Origin of the sequence: Sphingobium sp. BS19 (genome assembly GCF_027925545.1) — a bacterium.
Taxonomy (GTDB): Bacteria; Pseudomonadota; Alphaproteobacteria; order Sphingomonadales; family Sphingomonadaceae; genus Sphingobium.
In genome coordinates, this window is the sequence record NZ_BSEF01000007.1 from 1 (window position 1) to 19,934 (window position 19,934).

Consider the following 19,934-nt stretch of genomic DNA (forward strand, 5'->3'; position numbering starts at 1 on the left):
GCGCCATACCCACTCCACGATTGCGACCGGACAGGGAGGGCCCTCGGGCCCTCCCTGTCCGGCAGAGAAGAGGGGGCTCGGATCATGTGTCCTGCTTGATTGGCAGAAGAGGACAGAAAGGACACGTTATGGATGGGACCTACCACGAATTGACCCACGCGACCGGCCATTCCACCCGGCTGGACCGTAAGCTGGTGACGCAGTTTGGGACCAAGGATTATGCCCGCGAGGAACTGATCGCTGAAATGGGTTCGGCGTTCCTGTGCGCAGCGCTGGGTATCGTGCCGACCGTGCGCCATGCCGACTATATCGCCTCTTGGCTGGAGGTGCTGCGCGAGGACAGCCGCGCCATCTTCCGGGCGGCAAGCGCCGCCAGCAAAGCATCCGAATGGCTGCTTGCGAGGCATGGTCAGGCCTATGCCGACCGCATGGCGATGCTCGGGATGGGGAGCATCGCCGCATGAACCTCCTCACCGCGGACCTGCGCTATGCGCTGCGCGCCAACGCCATCATGGCCATCGCCGCCGAACGGGAGGCGCGCATGCTCGATCCTGCCCCGGTCGTCAAATTCTTCAATCCCATCGGGGCCGCGACGTGGATAGCCAGCGAACTCTACACCGATGGCGATACGCTTTTCGGCCTTGCCGATCTGGGTTTTGGCTGTCCCGAAAGGCACCTTTTCGCTGCGCGAGATCGAAGGGGTGCATCTGCCCTTTGGCTTGGCGATCGAGCGCGACCTTGGTTTTGCGACATCGCACCCGCTGTCGCGCTGGGCGCAGGCCGCGCGGCAAACCGGGTCGATCATCGCTGCCGAGCAACTTTTGCGCGCTACGCCCGGAGCTGGCCGGACCGACCTTCCCGTGCCCTCATAGGGGTGCGCGGATGACGCGCGGCGCGTGACGCCGCATCCCTAAACCGGTCCGCCTACCTAGCCAAAGACCGACGGACCGGCCCTCACGATGGAGTGCTACCCATGAAACTCGAATTTATTCCGCTCGACAAGCTTTGCGTCAGCAAGGCGAACATGCGTTACGCCAGAAAGGCGCCGGACGTGTCGGACATCCTGCCGACCGTCCGCAAGCGCGGCATCATCCAGACTCTGGTGGTCCGGCCCAATGCCCTGCCCGACCATTATGAAATTCTCGCAGGCGCGCGGCGCTATCATGCCGCGCTGATCGTAGCGGGCGAACGCATGGAGTCAGGCGATGCGGAAACCGACGCCGGTGTCGCGCTCCTACCCTGCGCCATCATCGAGGCGGATGACGATGCAGCAGCGGTCGAGGCATCGTTGATCGAAAATCTTGGACGGCTCGATCCCGACGAGGTCACCCAATGGGCAAGCTTCGTACGGCTGGTGAAGGAAGGCAGGGACGTAGCGGATATTTCCGCCACTTTCGGCCTGCCCGAACTTACCGTGCGGCGTGTTCTCGCGCTCGGCAACCTGTTGCCCCGTATCCGCGCACTCTATGGGGCGCAGGAGATCGACCGGACCACCATACGCCACCTCACCATCGCCAGTAAAAGCCAGCAGCGCGCGTGGCTGGCGCTTTATGACGATGCGCAAGCCTATGCGCCCACCGGCCATCAGTTGAAGGCATGGCTGTTTGGCGGCCAGTCCATCGCGACCCGCCACGCCTTGTTCGATGTCGCGACCTATGGCGGTCAGATCACTACCGACCTTTTCGGCGAGGACAGCTACTTCGCCGATACTGAGCAATTCTGGACTGCGCAGAATGCCGTAGTAGAGGCACGGCGCGCTGACTATCTGGAGGCAGGATGGGCCGACGCTGTGATCGTGCCGCCCACCGAGCGCTTCCATAGCTGGGAGTATGAGAAGGCCCCCAAGCGGAAAGGTGGCAGGGTCTATATCGAGATACGCTCCAATGGGGAGGTCAGCTTCCACGAAGGTTATGTTACGCGCAAGGAGGCGGCGCGGCTCGAACGCGGCGAAACGCTATCGGACGGCGCGAAACCCGTGCGACCCGAAATCACCGGCCCCATGCAAACCTATATCGATCTGCATCGCCACGCGGCCGTGCGCGCAACGCTCACGGGCTTTCCACAGGTGGCACTGCGGCTGATGGTCGCACATGCCATCGTCGGATCGCCGCTCTGGCGGGTCCAGCCCGATCCCCGGACCACGCGCAACGACCTTGTTGCCGAAAGCGTCGAGACTGCGGTCGGCGAAGCGCGTTTCGATGCCGTGCGCCGCAAGACGGTCGAGCGTCTGGGTTTTTCACCTGACGAGCCGCATGTGACGGGCGGCAACGGTGATGACTATTGCGTTTCCGGCCTGTTCCTGCGTCTCCTGCAGTTGGGCGATAGCGACATAATGGATATCGTCACGGTGGTTATGGGCGAAACCCTGTCCAGCGGCAGCGCGGCGGTGGAAGCCGTGGGCGCGGAAATCGGCATCGATATGGCTGATTATTGGGAGGCGGACGCCGCCTTTTTCGAACTTCTGCGTGACCGGGAACTATTGGGCCTGCTTGTCGCCGATGTCGTCGATCCGCAGGCGGCCAGCGTCAACGGCCATGAAAAGGCCAAGATATTGAAGTCCATCATTCGCGATGGTCTCGATGGCACGAACGGGCGAGACAGAAAATATCGCTGGGTGCCGCGCTGGATGGCCTTTCCGCCTTCCGTCTACACGCAGCGTGGCGGGGTGGGCACGGTCGCGGCCCACGCCAAGGTCGCGGCGGCGCGCGATATGCTCGCGCAGTCCGGATTGACCGACGACGTTGAGGTGCCGGAAAGCCGACTGGCGGCGTGACAGGCGCATGGGCAGCGCGGCGGCGCTGCCCAGCGTTTCATAATGGTGACCGCAAAAAAATCGCGCCACCGCCCTGTCAGGCGGCGGCGCGCGCTCGGTCCTGCGGTCGGCCGGTTTCAGCCGTTGACCTTGTCCTTGAGCGCCTTGGCAGGCTGAAAGCCTACCTTTCGCGATGCCGGGATCGTAATCGGATCGCCGGTGCGCGGGTTCTTGCCCTCGCGCGCCGCGCTCTGCTTCACTTTGAACTTCCCAAATCCGGCAATCGATACCTCCTCGCCCCTGGCGGCGGCGTTTGCGATTACGCCAAGCGCTGCATCGATGATCCGCTTGACCTCCGCCTTGGTGGCATTCTGTTGAGCGGCCACAGCTTCGACGAGTTCATTTCCGGTCATAGGGTCCTCCCGAGATATACGACAAACTGCCCACCTGCCAAAAATCTTGCTGCGGGTCGAGCGCGAACGGGACCGCTTGCCCCTCCAGGCGAGAATTGGAGGCGAATGTCGCAGCGTGCGCATACATCCATGCGTCGCCGACATAAGGGTGGCAACGGCGCGGGGCCACACTCCCGTCTGTCGGTCGCCATCCCCTCCTTGTCCTTCGCTGGAGACGCGTGACCGCCTCTCGCCGTCAACCCCACAAGGGGGTTCCCTGGCGCCGAGCGCCCGTGACGTCGGCTGTCAGCCTCTCCTTGGGCTAGGACATCGGGGACGGTCCCCGATCAACCAAGGAGATTAGCATTATGGCCACCACCGTCGCGCACCTCACCGTAAAGGGTGACAGTTTCGAAGGCACACTCACGACACTGACGATCAGTGCGCCGATCTCCCTTGTTCCCAATGCCGAGAAGGCGAAGGAATCCGAACCCGACTATCGCATCTTCAGCCGCAAAAACGGCTTCGAACTGGGGGCAGGCTGGAAGAAATTCTCCAGGCGCACAGGCGCTGAATATGTGTCCGTCGTCCTCTCGGCGCCCGAATTCGGTACGATTTACGGCACCATCGCCAACGCGCCGGGCGGCGATCCAGCCAAGAAGGTCATCATCTGGAATGCGCCGTCCTGACCGCCCAGCGCCCCGGCTCGCTTCCGAGCGGACCGGGGCGCAACGGCATCGGCGTCGATTTTCCCTGTTCACCGCGAGCGCGGCGACGTATAATTTGCGGGCAGGTTTGCGCTGTGGAGGTGGTGGGGAGCGCGTCCCTTATTCCGTCAAGGAAGGACGCTTATGACTCTGTTGCTCGTGGCTGGCCTCGCCGCCGCATTCTATGTTCTTTGGCTGCTGATGGCTTTGACCCTCCATGCGCTTCCGCTCGGCGTTGCGGTGGGATGCGGCTTCTGGTTGCTTGGCCATGGCATCAGCCTGGGTCCTGCGATCGTTGGCGCGTTCATGGCCGGGCTCGCTATCTCGTTGTGCGGGCCTTGGATCTTCGCACGGACGCATTCGCCGGTTTCAGGGCTGGTCGTGATGCTGCTGTTTGCCATTCCCGCCGGCGTCGCAGGCTACCAGATGGGCTATAGCATTGGCCGTATCATGCTCACACCGGGGCCGGCATTGTCGTTGCTGAGCATGTCAGGCGGCATCATCATTGCCGTCATGGCGGGGGAAAAAGCTGGCCCGTCATGGCAGTTCCCCGGCGATCTCGCGGGTTTGAACCGGAGGGCGGAGTGATCGGCAGGTCTCCCCAAATAGGGCCGCGCGAAACTTTGGTCGCGTACCTCTTGGCTGTCATCCGTCCTTGCCATAGCCACACCATGGCGGCCTCTTGGTGACGCGCAACTGGCAGCGGGATCGCTGATCGCTAGCCCGGCTTGCTGCAACGGCGCGGTCGCAGTTTCTTCCCCGCGGCGTGCCGCCGCTCCTCGCGGAACAAGAAACGGCGCCCGCGCCGTCCTCCACATGCGTTGCAGGCCTGCGGCTGCACAGCCGGTCACCCGCTGCCCTTCCGTGCGCATCGAGGCCGCAATGGCGCGGCTCGAGACAAAGGAAGGAATGTATCATGACGAAGATTGGCAGCTTCAAGAAGGTTTCGGGCGAATATCGGGGCCAGATCACCACGCTCAGCGTCCAGGCCAAGTCAGTCCGGATTGTCGAGGACAGCAACGCGACCGGCAATGCGCCAACGCACCGCGTGCATGTCGGTGATATCGAGGTCGGTGCCGCCTGGGTGAAGCGCTCGAACGACGACCGCCCCTATCTGTCGGTCAAACTGGACGATCCCAGCTTCGTCGCACCGATCTTTGCCCAGCTCTTCGAAGGCGAAAATGGCGAGCATGATCTCGTCTGGAGCCGCCCCGTTCGCCGCACCGCGGACTGACGCAGCAGGCCATCGCGCTACCCCAGCGGCAGCGCGATGGCTCCCCTTTTCGGGGGAGGACGCCCCCCAATTGATAGAATGGTCGGCCTGGGACTCGACCGTCAAGCTGGCCCTCCACAGGGACGGGGGCCGCGCATGGCGAAAGGCGAAACAGGAGACGAAGCGCGGCGTCAGCTTGATCTTCCCGGTTTCGCGCAGGAGTTTTTGCGGCGCAATCCGCGCTACCGATCGGACTATCGCAAGGTCACGCGCCAGTCTGCCCGCGAGGGCGGGACGCACGCGCGGGAGGTGATGGCCCGCCCCTGGGGTCTGAGCTTTCCCATGCGCGCCTGACGCGTTCGCCGCCACGCATCCGGCGCTCTGGCTCGCGTCCCAAGCGGCGGCGACCGTCGTCCTCGACGGTGCGCCAGACGCTGGCTGGGCCGCCAAGCCGATCGATGTCGATGCCTGGCCCGATATTCTTGTCGATCAGAAGCTGGAGAGCGGCCGGCATATGGTGCTGGGCGATATCGACGGACCCCATCGCCTGTGGGTGCGGGGTGGCTCCGGTAGTCCGCTCGCTTATGTGATCGTGCGCGACGACGCGATCGAACTGCGGCAGAATGTCATGCGCCGGCTCGACCGCCGCCTGACCGGCGCGCCGCCGATGCGGCCCCTGTCGGGCCTCCAGCCGACCGCCTTTCAGCGGCAGCGCCTCTCGATGCTGCTCGACATACTGGATGCCGTTCTGGGTCACGAAGGCGGCCGGATGACGACCCACGAAATCGCCCGCCGCCATGTCTACAGAGGACTGCGCATAGGACGCGGTGATGAATGGAAATCCTCCTCCGAACGTCGCCGTACCCAGCGCCTGATCGACGAAGCGATAGCGCTGATGCGGGGGGGATATCGTCGGCTGCTGCGCGGCTGAAGCGGTGCGACAAAAACCAGTCGTGCACAATAGCCGCTCCACCCTCCCTGCCCGGCTTCGCCATTCTTCTCGGCAAGGGTCCGGCGCCTGTCCAACGCCGTCCCGCAGTCGAAGGAGCCCGCCCATGAACGTGCCAGATGCCCGCGTGACGCCATATTATCTCACCACACCCGACGCCGCCGTACGACTGGGCCTTAGTCCCAGGACGCTCGAAAAGCATCGCTGCTACGGGACCGGTCCTCTGTTCCACAAGCTTGGCGGGCGCGTCGTCTATTCGATCGACGCGCTCGACAGATGGGCCGCACTGGGGCTTCGGCGCTCGACGTCCGATCCGGGCATGGGCGTCTGTCTGCCTGCCCGCCGGATTGACGGTCCGGTGCGGCGCTGACGTCATGATGCAGGACCGCTCCCCCCCCAAACGCACTGCCATCCGCGCCGCCGCCGACGGCACGCAGCTTGAGCTGTTCCGATCAGTGCGCGGTGACATCGCCCCGCGCGACGCGCAGGATCTCATGACCTGGCCTTTTTTCAGCCTCGCCAAATCCCCCCGGACCGCACCGATCGCATTTAAGATGGGTGAGACCTGGATCTCGGTCGAGGCGGTTCCCGAACATGGCATGGCTACCATCTGGGACGCCGACATCCTGATCTGGGCTGCCAGCCAGATCGTCGAGGCTCGGGACGCGGGCTGCGCCACATCGCGCCTTATAGCGACGACGCCGCATGAAATCCTGACCTATCTCGGTCGCGGAACGGGGCGCGACAATTACGACCGGCTGAAGGCAGCGCTGGACCGGTTGCAATCCACCACGGTCGCTACGTCCATCCGCCAGCAGCACCAGCGAAGGCGCCACCGCTTCTCCTGGATCAGCGAATGGAAGGAGCGCCTGGACGCCAGTGGGCGGCCCCTGGGCATCGAATTGATCCTGGCCGACTGGTTCTATGCCGGCGTCTTGGACAGCGGTCTCATCCTTACCATCGATCCAGCCTATTTTCGTCTGACCGGAGGCCTGGAGCGCTGGCTCTACCGCGTCGTGCGCAAGCATGGCGGCCGGCAAGTTGGCGGCTGGAGTTTCGATGTCGCGCATCTCCATAAGAAGTCCGCCGTGATGTCGCCGCTCAAACGCTTCGCCTTCGATCTGCGCGACATCGTCCGGCGACAGGCCATTCCCGGATATGTCCTTGAGATCGACCGCAGCCTTGGCCGCGAACGGCTGAACTTCGCGCCCGAGCCGATCGATCCCTTCATGGTCGCGACGCGTCGCGTCCGGTTGAAGTCTGCCCGATGAGAGGCCCACGACACGTCCTATCGGGAACCGGCGGACTCGTCCGATCAGGAACCGCGACATCGTCCTATCGGGAACCAAAATGTCGTTTAGTCCCTTGGAATTGCTCGCAGAATCGCCGTCTCTCTAACGGTGCTAATAGTAAAGAATCCTTCGGATTCTGCCTAACGCGCGCGGCTGCTCGCCGATCCGCCTTTTTCGGAGACCTCCTATGACGCACGCGACGCCATCAGCGCCCTTGCCGGCGCATGCGCTTACCGCTTTGCCCCACGATCGCACGGATATCGAACTGATCTGGATCGAAGGGCGGCTTGAACATTGGATACGCTTCGGCCGCGTAGCGCAGGAACGCATCCTGTCGCGCCGCAGTCGCACCTTGTCCTTTCTGCCAGACAGCATGATTGCCTTCGTCCGCTGGGCATCGAGCGACTATGGAACAGTCCATTCGCGTATCGATATCCTGCGCACCGTTCGTATCGGCGAAACCTTCAGCACGGCTCCGTTCGTACGGCCGGGCGGGGACCTCTGCCTCAGCATGGAGGGATGGCCGAAGGTCGCCAAGGTGCTTGCGGCCATTGATGCCGTGGAGGCCACCGGCGTCGATCCGTGCGACGCCGCGCCCGATCATTGGCGTCACGTCGCCAACCGGATATCCGCTGGGGAGAGCCCGCGATCCTATACGGTCGAACGGCACGAAGCCTGGCGCAAGCGCAAGGCGCTCGGACTGTGACAAGCCTGGGCTATTGTCTTGCGACGACGCTTGCCGCTGCGGTGTTTTCGCTCCTGTTCCTGCTGGTCGTCACCTTCCAGCCGCAGCCGCGTCTGCTCTGGAACGCCAGCGCGAGCGCGCCGATCGGACTCTATCGGATCCATCCCGGCGCGTCTCCGACCCCCGGCCGGTTCGCCGCCATCATGCCGCCGCCTGCCATTTCACGGCTCATGGCGAAACGGCATTATCTGGCCGAAGGCACGCCGCTGCTCAAAAAAATAGCTGCCACAGCTGGCGCGCGCGTTTGCCGCACGGGGCTGACCATCACGATCAATGGCAGGCAGGCCGCGATCGCCCGCGTGCAGGACCAGCGCGGACGGGCCCTGCCGATATGGTGCGGTTGCCGGACGCTCCAATCGGGCGAAATGTTCCTGCTCAATGCCGCGCCGGACAGTTTCGACGGCCGCTATTTCGGACCCGTCTCCGCGCGCAGCCTGATCGGCATGGCGACGCCTATCCTCACCCGCGAGACTGCTAACGCGCCGCTGCGCTGGCACGGGCCTTTATCCTGACTTCCGCCTTAGGAGACGAACCATGCACATCGGTACCTTCGAAAAAGTCGCAGACGGCTATGCCGGGCATCTGCGCACCCTGTCCCTCGACGTCGCGGTCAGGATACTGCCAGTCGACAGAAAGCCGACACTCAAAGCACCGGACTGGCGCGTCGTGCTCGCCGACGGCGAAGCGCGATCCGACATTGGCGCGGGGTGGTCGCAGGAGAGCGCGGCGGCTGGCGCCTACATTGTCCTGCAACTCGATTGCCCGACATGGCCGCGCCCGCTGCGCGCCAGTCTGCTGCAGTCAGACAGCGATCCTGCGACATTTGTGCTGCTCTGGTCACGCCGGTCGGTCCGCAGCAAGGAGGACCGGCCATGACGAAAGGTCATGCGCTGTGGCAACATGTCCGCGTACCGATGTGCATGATTTGGTGCGCGCTGGCCGGTGGCATCGTCCCCCCGGCGATCGCGCAATCGCGTGCCGATTTGGTGGCCGAAGCCGGGCAGCGCTTCGCCCTTCCGCATGCTCTGATATCGGCCGTCATGAAGGCGGAGAGCGGCAACGATCCAGCGGCGTTGTCTCCCGTCGGTGCGATGGGCCTGATGCAGATCATGCCTGCAACCTGGTCGATGCTAACGGCCCGGTACGCCCTTGGATCAAATCCGTTCGACCCGCGCGCCAATATCCTCGCGGGCGCGGCATATCTGCGCGAGATGCTCGATCGCTACGGCGAGCTCCCGCTCGCGCTCGCTGCCTATAATGCCGGCCCCGGCCGCGTCGACCGCTACCGCACGACAGGCCGCGCCTTACCGTCGGAAACCCGGACCTATGTTGCGCGGCTGATGCGTGACCACGCTCTGACCGTTCAGGCACCACCAGCCCGGCCGGTGCTCGACTGGCGGACGGGCGGGCTTTTTGCGGCGCGTTCTGTCGCGCCTGCCGATCGTGCAGCTATGGCCATATCCGACGGCCAGACAAGCGAGGTGCCGCAAAGCGAACGCGCGGCCCCCACGGTTGCACCCGCGCTCTTCGTGCCCGTTGCCAGCAGGCCCGTGCCATGACCCACAGCAACCTTTTCGATTTTAGCGGGCATCAGGTGTCGCAATTGGGTCCGCGCCAATTGGGGGAAGAAGGTGCCAATGGAGGATGGCGAGATAAAAGCGGCGCCGGACATCGGCACCTATGTGGTTGGCAAGACAGGTTTAATTCGTACGGCCCGCAAAGACGCCGTATGGCGCCTATTGTCCATTATCCCGCGAAATCAGCGGCCTGCCGTCTGGCAACGCCGAGAAAGCCGCCGCAATGACGGGCGCCGATGATGACTTCGCGGTCCAGCCCGGCAAATCCAGGGATCGGGGTCAACGGGCGGACGGACCCTCCCCGCGTCTTGCAGCGCAGGTCAAGCGCGCGGCGGCGAAAGCCGGTTTCACGCGGCGGGCCGCATCGGCTGCCAGAGGCACCGGCCGCCGCGGCCGGGGCAGGATTGCGCGGCTGCGGTTGCGCGGCGATCCGACAAAGCGCCGGGTCGTCGTCAAGGCCCGCGTCGTCCGGCACAAGGGTGCGCAGTTCCGCGCAGCGCCGCTTGCGCGCCATGTTGCGTATCTTCGCCGCGACGGCGTCACCCGCGACGGCGAAAATGCGCAGCTGTTCGATGCCGATACCGACACGGCGGACGGCGAGCGGTTCTCCGCGCGTTGTGCCGACGATCGCCATCATTTCCGGTTCATCGTCAGCCCGGAAGATGCCAGCGAGATGGAAAACCTGCGCGGCTACACGCGCGACCTGATGCGCGACATCGCCCAAGATCTCGGCACATGCCTGGACTGGGTCGCGGTCGATCATTGGAATACCGACAACCCCCATATCCATATCCTGCTGCGCGGAAGTGACGATAAGGGTGAGGATCTCGTCATCGACCGCGACTATGTGCGCGAAGGCCTACGCGCACGCGCAGAGGACCTTGCGACCATCGAGCTGGGGCCACGCAACGAACGGGACATCCATTCGGCGCTTGATCGGGAGATCGATGCCGAACGGGTGACCAGCCTCGACAGGACACTTCGTCGTCTTGCCGACGATGGCGCGGTCGATCTTCGCCCGACCCTTGACCCCGATCCCGATAGCCAGCGCAGGCTGCTGGGCCGAATGGCCACGCTTGAACGGCTCGGACTGGCCGAGCCGCTCGGGCCGGGCCAATGGTCATTAAGCGATGCGGCTGAGCAGACCCTGCACAACCTCTCGATCCGCACCGACATCATTAAGACCATGCATCGCGCGATGCTTGCCGATGGGCGGTCGTGCGATCCGGAACGTTTCGCCCTTCACACCACGCCACCCGCCGATCCGGTGATTGGCCGTCTGGTGTCGCGCGGCCTTCACGACGAACTGGCAGGCAGCGCCTATGTCGTGATCGATGGCACCGACGGCCATCTCCATCATCTGACGTTTAGCGACATGGACAGGACCGGCGATGCACTGCCGGGCGCCATCGTCGAATTGCGCAGCTGGCGCGATCAGGGCGGCAAGCATCATTCCGCGCTCGCCACCCGGTCAGACCTGTCGATCGAGGCGCAGATCGGGGCGCCCGGCGCTACCTGGCTCGACCGGCAACTCATCACCCAGGATCCGGTAGCAACGGGTCGTGGCTTCGGCCGGGAGGTGCGAGACGCGATGCGGGCGCGGGCGCGACATCTCGAACATCTTGGCCTTGCTACACGGAAGGGCGGGCGGGTCGTTCCGTCGCCTGGCCTCATAGAGCGGTTGCGCACTGGCGAGATCGAGACGGCGAGCGCCGCCATCGCCGCGCGCACCGGGCTGCCACGGCATGCGGCTGAGGCCGGCGAGCATGTCAGCGGCGTCTATCGCGAACGCGTGACGCTTGCCTCGGGTCGGTTCGCGATGATCGACGATGGCCTTGGGTTCCAGCTGGTTCCCTGGCGCCCCGCGCTGGACGCACAGCTTGGTCGCCACGTCACGGGCACGATGGGGCTAACGGGGCAGGTCGACTGGTCCTTCGGCCGCGGTCGAGGCCTTGGGCGATGATCCATCAACGCAGCGCAGGAAGGAAACGATCATGAACGCCACCCGCATATTATGGGGCCAGATCATGCTGGTGAGCCTAATGGTTCTGCTGTGCGTCTGGGGCGCCACCCAATGGACAGCCCATGCGCTGGGCTACCAGGCGGCACTCGGACAACCCTGGTTCCTGATCGGCGGTTGGCCGGTCTATCCGCCGCCCGCCTTTTTCTGGTGGTGGTTCAGCTATGATGCCTATGCACCCGATATCTTCAGCAAAGGCGCGACGATCGCGGCGTCGGGCGGCTTCCTCGCCGTCATCGTAGCGATCGCTTTGTCCGTCTGGCGCGCGCGCGAAGCGCGGACGGCGCAGACCTATGGGTCGGCGCGCTGGGCGGAAGCCGCCGAGATCCGCAAGGCCGGCCTGCTTGCCGACCGAGGCGTCGTGCTCGGTCGCTTCGGCGCGCGCTATCTTAGGCACGACGGGCCCGAGCATGTGCTGTGTTTTGCGCCGACGCGGTCGGGCAAGGGTGTGGGCCTGGTGGTGCCTAGCTTGCTGGCCTGGCCGGACAGCTGCATCGTCCATGACATCAAGGGCGAGAATTGGGAGCTGACCGCAGGCTTTCGCGCCCGCCATGGCCGCGTCCTGCTTTTCGATCCGACCAACCCGGCGTCAGCCGCCTATAATCCGTTGCTGGAGGTCCGTCGCGGCGAGTGGGAAGTGCGCGACGTGCAGAATGTCGCCGATGTCCTTGTCGATCCGGAAGGCAGCCTCGAAAAGCGCAACCACTGGGAAAAAACGAGCCACGCCTTGCTGGTCGGCGCGATCCTCCATGTTCTTTATGCCGAACCCGACAAGACGCTGGCTGGCGTTGCGGCCTTTCTTTCCGATCCGCGCCGACCGATCGAGACCACGCTGCGCGCAATGATGACCACGGCGCATCTGGGCAAGGCGGGCGTACATCCGGTGGTGGCGTCCGCCGCGCGGGAGCTGTTGAACAAGTCAGAGAACGAACGATCGGGCGTGCTCAGCACGGCGATGAGCTTTCTAGGTCTCTATCGTGACCCCGTGGTGGCGCGGGTCACCCGCGCCTGCGAATGGCGGATCGCCGATCTCATCAGCGGACCGCGCGCGGTCACGCTGTATCTTGTCGTGCCTCCGTCCGACATCAGCCGCACCAAACCGCTCATCCGGCTGATCCTCAACCAGATCGGCCGACGGCTTACAGAGGAGCTGAACCCGTCGGGTCAGCGCCGGAGGCTTCTTTTGATGCTTGATGAATTTCCAGCGCTCGGACGGCTCGATTTCTTCGAGAGCGCGCTGGCGTTCATGGCAGGCTATGGCCTCAAGGCGTTCCTGATCGCGCAAAGCCTCAACCAGATCGAGAAGGCCTATGGCCAGAGCAATGCGATTCTCGACAATTGCCATGTGCGCGTCAGCTTCGCGACCAACGATGAGCGCACGGCGCGGCGCGTGTCGGATGCCCTTGGTACAGCTACCGAAATGCGCGCCATGAAGAATTACGCCGGGCATCGCCTGTCCCCATGGCTCGGGCATCTCATGGTATCGCGCAGCGAAACGCCCCGGCCGTTGCTGACGCCAGGCGAGATCATGCAACTTCCTGCAGACCAGGAGATCGTCATGGTGTCCGGGCTCGCGCCGATCCGGGCGAGCAAGGCGCGCTACTTCGCCGATCCCCAACTGCGCGCGCGCGTACTCTCTCCGCCTGACACCGGCCTGACGGCACCGAACCCGCGACCAGCCGACGACTGGTCCACCTTGCCAGGGGTGGCACCGTCGATCGAGCCGGCCGCGCCTTCCGCTGAAGAATGCGGGAGCGAGAACGAAAGCAATGACGCGAACGCCGGCATCAGACAGGAGCCCGAACTGGGAGAGCATGAGGATATCGCGCCGTCTCCATCGCGACCAGAGTTCGATTTCGATCTGGATGACAGTGAGGAGGATGCCGTCGCGGCGCGACGGGCGGCTGACCGGATCATGACCCGCAATGCGCGCAACGCATCGCTGGATCCTGACGACGGCATCGCACTGTGACTATGTCCCGCACAAAGTTCACCGTGCGTTTGCCGCCCGACCTTCTGCGCCAGCTCGGAGACCATGCCCGCGCCAAACGAGTCTCACAGACAGCGGTCGTCGAAGCCGCGCTCCAATCTTTCCTGTCGCCCGATGGCCCGGAGCGGCTCGAAGCGGCTTTTGCCCGTCGCCTCGATCGCATGGCCCGCCAATATGATCGCCTCGCATGGAATGTCGATCTCACCACCGAAACGCTTGCGCTGTTTGTCCGCCTCTGGCTGATCCATAGCGTGCCCCTGCCCGACGCAAACGCCCCGGAGACGAAGGCGATGGGACGCAAGCGATGGGATGGTTTCGTCCAGTCGCTCATGCGAAAGATGGAACGCGGTACGAGGCTCGGCGCGGAAATCTCCCAGGACGTGGCAGCGAGGGCGGCCGCGGATAAGGATGGCTAGCCGAGAAGCCGGGGATCGAGCCTGAATGACTCTTCCCTTCGGACGGCCACGCGCACCATGTCGGGATGACGAACATTGATAAGCGCGTTCCACTCCTGCGGCACCACAACGCTGCGCACGAGCATCACTAACGCCTCACCGGACGCAAGAAATCGGTCTCCAGCCTCGATGCAGCCGGCGTCATCCCGGGGCGCGCCATCGAGCCGGAACGGGGCGATGTCATCGGGAACCTCGATTGTCAGCAACCGCAGGTCATCGGGCAGCAATTCGGCGGGCAGATCGAGGTGGACGAGCACCTCGAGGACAGCAAGGCTGGGTGTCGCTGCCGCATAGACCATCGGCATTCCGGCTGAATTCCATCGTCCGCCCCACAGGCGCGCGCCTTCACCGTCGAGCGCGACATGCGCTGCCTTGCACAATCGGTAGAGAATCACGCGGCAATGCCGTGCGCAATCCGCCCAAGTAGAGCCTCGACCGCCCGTACGCCCCTATCCGTATCCACCATGGCCAGAGGGGTCTCTCCGTCGAGCGCCCGGTTGTCCCGATGAAGCCAGGTCTGCGCCTTCTGCGCATTGCCGAAGGTCTCCTCAGCAGCCGCAACAATCCCAACCAGACGCAGGAGCCGATCCGATTCGTCCAGTTCAAGCGGCTGGGCGTTCTTCTGTCGGCGGCGGAAGGTGCGCAGATTGAGCACCGTTGGATCAAGCATGTTGAAGCTCAGACCTGCCATGCTGAGAAAATGATCGACCGACTGGGTCGAAACACCGCGGCGGATGAGGCGCACGATGTCACGCTCGTCATGCAACGGGCCCGTCATCGCCTCGCCGCCAAGCAATTCCTGTATTCGCGTCATTGCCGTCATAACCGACCTCACAAAATGCCGATCATTATTCGGCATTTTGTAGATATAGACGTGATTCGCATCCTCGGCAAGCTTTTGAGGCTCCTGCACACTGGGCGTTCATCAGGGTGGCTACGCCACCGCCTGTCTTTCTACGCCAGACTTTCCACTTCGAAAACAATGGTTGAAGCCAGTGATTTTCTGCGTCTCTTACTCATTCCCATCAGCCGGTAGACCCGTCCGGCGCCTTATGGGAATGTCGATGTCCGCCACTGTCGCACCGATCGAAACCTTGCCCCGCAGTGCTCGGATGCTCCGAACGGCGATGGGTGCCGACATCGCGCGGTGGCTGAGCGACCCTCTCATTATCGAAATCATGCTGAACCCGGATGGCCGACTCTGGATCGACCGGTTGGGCGAGGGCATGGCCCAAGGCGGTGCGTGTCTCTCACCTGCGGATGGAGAGCGGATCATCCGTCTTGTCGCCCACCATGTCGGGGCAGACGTTCACGCCGCAGCGCCACGGGTTTCAGCCGAACTTCCGACAACGGGTGAACGGTTCGAAGGTCTCCTCCCGCCCGTCGTTCAGGCGCCCATATTCGCGATCCGCAAGCCAGCGAGTCATGTTTTCACCCTGGACGATTATGTCACTTCGGGCATCCTCACCCAGAGTCAGGCCGCGCTCCTGCGCCAAGCCGTCGATGATCGGTGCAATATCCTCATCGCAGGCGGCACGGGTACCGGAAAAACGACGCTGGCCAACGCGCTGCTGGCGCAGATCGCGCATTCGTCAGATCGGGTCGTACTGATCGAGGACATGCGCGAACTGCAATGCGACGCGCCAAATAAGGTCGCGATGCGGACCAAGGACGGCGTGGCGTCCCTGCGCGATCTGGTGCGCTCTGCCCTGCGGCTCCGGCCCGATCGTATCCCCATCGGTGAGGTACGAGGTCCTGAAGCGCTGGACCTGCTCAAGGCCTGGGGCACAGGGCATCCTGGCGGCATCGCCACGATCCACGCGGGGACCGCGATGGGAGCCCTGCGCCGCCTGGAGCAACTGGTTCAGGAAGCGGTCGTCATGGTGCCCCGGCCGCTCATCGCCGAGACCATCGATCTTATCGCTGTGCTGGCGCGCGACGGATCGGGACGCCGCCTCACCGAGCTGGCCCGTGTCGCCGACATTGACCAAGCAACCGGCGACTATCGCCTGTCCCCCCATACATCTTCCCAAGGAGAAGCATTGTGACTCATTTTATTCGTCGTAACGCGCGCCGCGTGCACGGTCTTGCCGGCGCGGCATATCTTGCGCTGATGATGGCATCGGCGCCGGCACGCGCCAGTGGATCCTCCATGCCCTGGGAAGCGCCGCTCCAGTCCATCCTGGAGTCGATCGAGGGCCCAGTAGCAAAGATCGTCGCTGTCATCGTCATCATTGTCACCGGCCTCAGCCTCGCTTTCGGCGATACGTCGGGCGGTTTCCGGCGCCTTATCCAGATCGTCTTCGGCCTCTCGATCGCCTTTGCGGCATCCAGCTTCTTTCTGTCCTTCTTCAGCTTCGGCGGCGGAGCGCTGATCTGATGCGCGACGCTGGCGACATCCCGGGTTTTCGGGCGCCCGTACATCGCGCGCTTATCCAGCCCATATTGCTGGGTGGTGCGCCTAGATCCCTGGCGATCCTCAACGGCACGCTGGCAGGCGCGGTCGGGCTGGGGCTGCGGCTGTGGCTCGTTGGCCTGTTGCTCTGGGCTGTCGCCCATATGATTTCGGTCTGGGCGGCGCGCAGCGATCCCCAGTTCGTCGATGTGGCGCGGCGGCACCTCAAATATCCTGCCTGGATGCGGCCATGATATCTTTGAAAGAATATCGTTCGGGCACAGCCTGCCTTGCCGATTTCCTACCTTGGGCGGCTTTGGTCGACCGCGGGATCGTTCTTAACAAGGATGGATCCTTCCAGCGCACGGCGCGCTTCCGCGGCCCCGATCTCGACAGTTCTACTCCGGCGGAACTGGTCGCGGTAACGGCGCGGGTTAACAATGCGCTACGTCGTCTTGGTTCTGGATGGGCCATCTTCGTGGAAGCACAGCGTCGTCCCGCGTCGGCCTACCCCGACAGCCTGTTCCCCGATCCCGTGTCAGCGCTGGTCGATCTGGAGCGACGTGAGCAATTCCGGGAGGCTGGGGCGCATTTCGAAAGCGGCTACTATCTGACCTTGCTCTGGATGCCGCCGGCCGACGATAGCGCGCGGGCGGAAAGCTGGCTGTATGAAGGACGTTCCGGGGGTGCGACGGAGCCTTCGACGCTGATCAAGAGTTTCGTCGACAGGACAGATCGGCTTCTGCATCTGCTGGAGGGCTTCATGCCCGAAGCGCGTTGGCTCGACGATGCAGAAAGCCTGACCTATCTTCACAGCTGTGTCTCGACACGCCACCAGCGTGTCCGCGTGCCCGAAACGCCGGCCTATCTCGACGCGCTGCTCGCTGATGAAGGGCTGACCGGCGGTCTGGAGCCGCGCCTCGGCGACCATCATCTGCGCACGCTAACGATAACCGGTCTCCCGACCGCGACCTTCCCGGGCATATTGGACGAGCTCAACGCCCAGGCCTTCCCCTATCGTTGGAACAGTCGGGCCATCATGCTCGACAAGACGGATGCCACCCGTCTGGCGGTCCGCATCCGGCGCCAATGGTTCGCCAAACGCAAGTCGCTGGCCGCCATCCTCAAGGAAGTGATGACCAACGAACAGTCGGTGCTGATGGACAATGACGCCGCCAACAAGGCGGCGGATGCCGACCTGGCCTTGCAGGAACTCGGCGCGGACCATGCAGGCATCGCTTATGTCACGGCCAGTGTGACGGTATGGGATCGCGATCCGGCGCGCGCATCGCACAAGTTGCGGCTGGTCGAAAAAGTCATACAGGGCCGCGATTTCACCTGCGTTATCGAACGCGTCAACGCCGTTGAGGCCTGGCTCGGCAGCCTCCCCGGGCATGTATACGCCAATGTCCGCAAGCCCCCCATTTCCACGCTCAATCTCGCCCACCTGATCCCCCTGTCAGCTGTATGGGCGGGGGCGGAACGGGACGATCATCTCGGTGCTCCCTCCTTGCTCTACGGCAAGACCGAAGGATCGACCCCGTTCCGCTTTACCCTTCATGTCGGAGACGTCGGCCATAGCTTGGTCGTCGGTCCTACCGGCGCCGGCAAGTCGGTGCTTCTGGCGATGATGGCCCTGCAGTTTCGTCGCTATCGGGACAGTCAGGTTTTCGCCTTCGATTTTGGCGGATCGATCCGTGCGGCGGCGATCGCGATGGGCGGCGACTGGCACGACCTTGGCGGCACGCTCGATACCGAGCGCACGCCTGACGCCACGGTCGCGCTTCAGCCCCTCGCGCTGGTTCACGATGCAGCCGAGCGCAGTTGGGCGGCGCAGTGGATTGTGGCCCTGCTGGAAGGTGAAGGGGTTCCGCTCGACCCTGCCGACAAGGATCATGTCTGGACCGCGCTGGGCTCCCTGTCGTCCGCTCCAGTGCACGAGCGCACTCTGACTGGCCTCGCAGCGCTGTTGCAGACGCAGCGGCTGAAACAGGCTCTCTTGCCATTTTGCGAGGGCGGATCCTGGGGCCATTTGCTCGACGCAGAGAGTGAGCGGCTTGGATCACACGCCGTGCAGGCATTCGAGATTGAGGGATTGGTCGGGACCGCGGCGGCAGCCCCCGTCCTCTCCTATCTCTTTCACAGGATAGCGCGACGGCTCGACGGGCGCCCGACCCTCATCATGATCGATGAGGGCTGGCTTGTCCTCGATCACCCCGCTTTTGCCGGACAGTTACGCGAATGGCTCAAGACGCTACGAAAGAAAAATGCGAGCGTCGTCTTCGCAACCCAAAGCCTCGCGGATATCGACGGCTCCTCCATTGCGCCGGCCATCATCGAAAGCTGCCCGACACGCTTGTTCCTCCCAAACGAGCGGGCGATCGAACCGCAGATAGCCCTTATCTATCGCCGGTTCGGGCTCAACGACCGGCAGATCGAAATTTTGAGCCGTGCGACGCCCAAGCGCGATTATTATTGCCAGTCCCGACGTGGCAACCGTCTGTTCGAGCTTGGCCTCGGCGCCGTCGCGCTTGCTTTCGCCGCCGCCTCCTCGAAGGCAGATCATCGCCGGATTACCCAGACGCTCGTCCACGAAGGACGTGAGCGGTTCGCGGCGCGCTGGCTGACCGACCATGATCTTGGTTGGGCAGCCGATCTTTTGCCCAACATTGAAATCCTGCCCTCCTCCCACCCCGAACAGCCGTCCACTTCCCATGAGGCCCAAGTTCAGGAGACCCTTTTATGAAAAAATACCTTGCGCTCTGTGGCCTTGTCGCACCGCTGGCGACGTGCCTCGCCCCGCCGGCCTATGCAATCGTGGTCTATGACCCGACCAACTACGCCTCCAACGTCCTGCAGGCCGCGCGCGCCCTTCAGCAGATCAACAATCAGATCCAGCAGATCCAGAATCAGGCCAGTTCGCTCCTCAACGAGGCTAAGAACCTTGCGAGCCTGCCGCTTTCCACGCTTTCGACGCTTCAAGACCAGGTCCAGCAGACGCGTCGCCTGCTGGGTAGCGCACAGCGCATAGCCTATGACGTCCAGGATATTCAGAATGTCTTCGCCTCCCGCTATACCGGGGCTGGGCTACGCGGCGATGCGGCGCAGATGGTCGCAAATGCCGATGCACGATGGGAAGACAGCGTCGGCGCGCTGCAGGACGCCATGCGCGTACAGGCTGGCGTCGTCGGCAATCTCGAAGGCGTGCAAACCAGCGTAGAGGCGCTGGTTAATGCGAGCCAATCGGCAACAGGCGCGCTCCAGGTCGCGCAGGCAGGCAATCAAATGCTTGCTCTCCAGTCGCAGCAACTGGCCGACCTGACTGCCGCCATCGCGGCCCAGGGGCGCGCACAGGCATTGGATTCGGCGCAAAGCGCGGCCGTACAGGCAGAAGCGCGGGAGCGCTTCCGTCGGTTTCGCGGCAACTGATATGCAGCGTCCAGGCAG

23 protein-coding genes and 3 pseudogenes are annotated in these 19,934 nt (G+C 63.8%); 23 read left to right on the plus strand and 3 right to left on the minus strand.

Translation table 11 applies throughout. From position 1 onward, the window contains the following. Positions 1-143: 143 nt before the first annotated feature. The 3 genes and pseudogenes from QMG56_RS09285 to QMG56_RS09295 all read left to right on the plus strand — a co-directional run. Positions 144-464: pseudogene (locus QMG56_RS09285) on the plus strand (zincin-like metallopeptidase domain-containing protein); the annotation flags it as partial. Then, positions 461-872, plus strand: a pseudogene (locus tag QMG56_RS09290) (DUF2958 domain-containing protein). The pseudogenes QMG56_RS09285 and QMG56_RS09290, both read left to right, overlap by 4 nt. Before the next feature lie 101 nt (positions 873-973). After that, positions 974-2,773, plus strand: coding sequence for a ParB/RepB/Spo0J family partition protein (locus QMG56_RS09295; RefSeq protein WP_281822272.1), 1,800 nt, complete (start codon positions 974-976; stop codon positions 2,771-2,773). A 116-nt stretch (positions 2,774-2,889) separates the two neighbouring features. On the opposite strand, the gene QMG56_RS09300 is transcribed toward QMG56_RS09295, so the two are convergent. Further along, the gene (locus QMG56_RS09300) at positions 2,890-3,309 is read right to left on the minus strand and encodes an HU family DNA-binding protein (protein ID WP_309298552.1); all 420 of its coding nucleotides are present in this window, start codon (positions 3,307-3,309) and stop codon (positions 2,890-2,892) included. Positions 3,310-3,512: 203 nt separating this feature from the next. Between QMG56_RS09300 and QMG56_RS09305 the strand changes: the two genes are divergently transcribed. The 15 genes and pseudogenes from QMG56_RS09305 (at position 3,513) to QMG56_RS09370 (ending at position 14,053) form a co-directional block, all read left to right on the plus strand. Beyond that, positions 3,513-3,833, plus strand: coding sequence for a DUF736 domain-containing protein (locus QMG56_RS09305; RefSeq protein WP_281822275.1), 321 nt, complete (start codon positions 3,513-3,515; stop codon positions 3,831-3,833). A gap of 162 nt (positions 3,834-3,995) precedes the next feature. Further along, the gene (locus QMG56_RS09310; protein ID WP_281822276.1) at positions 3,996-4,439 is read left to right on the plus strand and encodes a hypothetical protein; all 444 of its coding nucleotides are present in this window, start codon (positions 3,996-3,998) and stop codon (positions 4,437-4,439) included. Positions 4,440-4,767: 328 nt separating this feature from the next. Then, positions 4,768-5,085, plus strand: coding sequence for a DUF736 domain-containing protein (locus QMG56_RS09315; RefSeq protein WP_281822277.1), 318 nt, complete (start codon positions 4,768-4,770; stop codon positions 5,083-5,085). A gap of 135 nt (positions 5,086-5,220) precedes the next feature. After that, positions 5,221-5,418, plus strand: a complete 198-nt coding sequence (locus tag QMG56_RS09320; RefSeq protein WP_281822278.1) for a transcriptional regulator domain-containing protein — start codon at positions 5,221-5,223, stop codon at positions 5,416-5,418. 61 nt (positions 5,419-5,479) lie between these two features. Next, a pseudogene (locus QMG56_RS23430) lies at positions 5,480-5,623 on the plus strand (DUF7012 domain-containing protein); the annotation flags it as partial. Continuing rightward, positions 5,618-5,995 carry a DUF2285 domain-containing protein gene (locus QMG56_RS09325; protein ID WP_375713674.1) on the plus strand — a complete coding sequence of 126 codons (378 nt, stop codon included), beginning with the start codon at positions 5,618-5,620 and terminating at the stop codon, positions 5,993-5,995. The pseudogene QMG56_RS23430 and the gene QMG56_RS09325, both read left to right, overlap by 6 nt. Positions 5,996-6,119: 124 nt before the next feature. Continuing rightward, complete coding sequence (locus QMG56_RS09330) at positions 6,120-6,383, plus strand: AlpA family transcriptional regulator (RefSeq protein ID WP_281822280.1); 264 nt, start codon at positions 6,120-6,122, stop codon at positions 6,381-6,383. Positions 6,384-6,387: 4 nt separating this feature from the next. Beyond that, positions 6,388-7,284 (plus strand): replication initiator protein A, encoded by an 897-nt coding sequence (locus tag QMG56_RS09335; protein WP_375713669.1) that lies wholly within the window; start codon positions 6,388-6,390, stop codon positions 7,282-7,284. Positions 7,285-7,492: 208 nt separating this feature from the next. Then, positions 7,493-8,011, plus strand: a complete 519-nt coding sequence (locus QMG56_RS09340; protein ID WP_281822281.1) for a DUF2840 domain-containing protein — start codon at positions 7,493-7,495, stop codon at positions 8,009-8,011. Beyond that, positions 8,008-8,562, plus strand: a complete 555-nt coding sequence (locus QMG56_RS09345) for a S26 family signal peptidase (RefSeq protein WP_281822282.1) — start codon at positions 8,008-8,010, stop codon at positions 8,560-8,562. The genes QMG56_RS09340 and QMG56_RS09345 overlap by 4 nt, the downstream gene beginning before the upstream one ends. A 22-nt stretch (positions 8,563-8,584) precedes the next feature. Then, on the plus strand, positions 8,585-8,926 hold the full coding sequence (locus QMG56_RS09350; protein WP_281822283.1) for a DUF736 domain-containing protein: 342 nt from the start codon (positions 8,585-8,587) through the stop codon (positions 8,924-8,926). Next, a complete protein-coding gene (locus QMG56_RS09355) occupies positions 8,923-9,609 on the plus strand; it encodes a lytic transglycosylase domain-containing protein (protein WP_281822284.1) in 687 nt (228 codons plus the stop codon). The genes QMG56_RS09350 and QMG56_RS09355 overlap by 4 nt, the downstream gene beginning before the upstream one ends. Positions 9,610-9,850: 241 nt before the next feature. Then, a complete protein-coding gene (locus QMG56_RS09360; RefSeq protein WP_281822285.1) occupies positions 9,851-11,590 on the plus strand; it encodes a DUF3363 domain-containing protein in 1,740 nt (579 codons plus the stop codon). Positions 11,591-11,621: 31 nt separating this feature from the next. Continuing rightward, complete coding sequence (locus tag QMG56_RS09365) at positions 11,622-13,619, plus strand: conjugal transfer protein TraG (protein WP_281822286.1); 1,998 nt, start codon at positions 11,622-11,624, stop codon at positions 13,617-13,619. Between the two features lie 2 nt (positions 13,620-13,621). Beyond that, a complete protein-coding gene (locus QMG56_RS09370; protein WP_281822287.1) occupies positions 13,622-14,053 on the plus strand; it encodes a CopG family transcriptional regulator in 432 nt (143 codons plus the stop codon). Here the strand turns inward: QMG56_RS09370 and QMG56_RS09375 are convergent. Continuing rightward, complete coding sequence (locus tag QMG56_RS09375; protein ID WP_281822288.1) at positions 14,050-14,487, minus strand: RES family NAD+ phosphorylase; 438 nt, start codon at positions 14,485-14,487, stop codon at positions 14,050-14,052. The two genes, QMG56_RS09370 and QMG56_RS09375, sit on opposite strands and share 4 nt — an antisense overlap. Beyond that, entirely contained in the window at positions 14,484-14,915 is a 432-nt protein-coding gene (locus tag QMG56_RS09380; protein ID WP_281822289.1) for an antitoxin Xre/MbcA/ParS toxin-binding domain-containing protein, read from the minus strand. The genes QMG56_RS09375 and QMG56_RS09380 overlap by 4 nt, the downstream gene beginning before the upstream one ends. Before the next feature lie 235 nt (positions 14,916-15,150). Between QMG56_RS09380 and trbB the strand changes: the two genes are divergently transcribed. Genes trbB through trbJ form a run of 5 tightly spaced genes read left to right on the plus strand, consistent with a single transcriptional unit; the run spans position 15,151 to position 19,916 of the window. Continuing rightward, positions 15,151-16,140 (plus strand): P-type conjugative transfer ATPase TrbB, encoded by a 990-nt coding sequence (gene trbB / locus QMG56_RS09385; protein ID WP_281822290.1) that lies wholly within the window; start codon positions 15,151-15,153, stop codon positions 16,138-16,140. Beyond that, positions 16,137-16,472 (plus strand): TrbC/VirB2 family protein, encoded by a 336-nt coding sequence (locus QMG56_RS09390; protein ID WP_281822291.1) that lies wholly within the window; start codon positions 16,137-16,139, stop codon positions 16,470-16,472. Before trbB ends, QMG56_RS09390 begins: the two co-directional genes overlap by 4 nt. Then, the gene (locus tag QMG56_RS09395) at positions 16,472-16,741 is read left to right on the plus strand and encodes a VirB3 family type IV secretion system protein (protein WP_281822292.1); all 270 of its coding nucleotides are present in this window, start codon (positions 16,472-16,474) and stop codon (positions 16,739-16,741) included. Before QMG56_RS09390 ends, QMG56_RS09395 begins: the two co-directional genes overlap by 1 nt. Next, complete coding sequence (trbE, locus tag QMG56_RS09400) at positions 16,738-19,233, plus strand: conjugal transfer protein TrbE (RefSeq protein WP_281822293.1); 2,496 nt, start codon at positions 16,738-16,740, stop codon at positions 19,231-19,233. Before QMG56_RS09395 ends, trbE begins: the two co-directional genes overlap by 4 nt. After that, positions 19,230-19,916: a P-type conjugative transfer protein TrbJ gene (trbJ, locus tag QMG56_RS09405; protein ID WP_281822294.1), complete on the plus strand. Its 687-nt coding sequence runs from the start codon at positions 19,230-19,232 to the stop codon at positions 19,914-19,916. The genes trbE and trbJ overlap by 4 nt, the downstream gene beginning before the upstream one ends. The last annotated feature ends 18 nt before the right edge of the window (positions 19,917-19,934 follow it).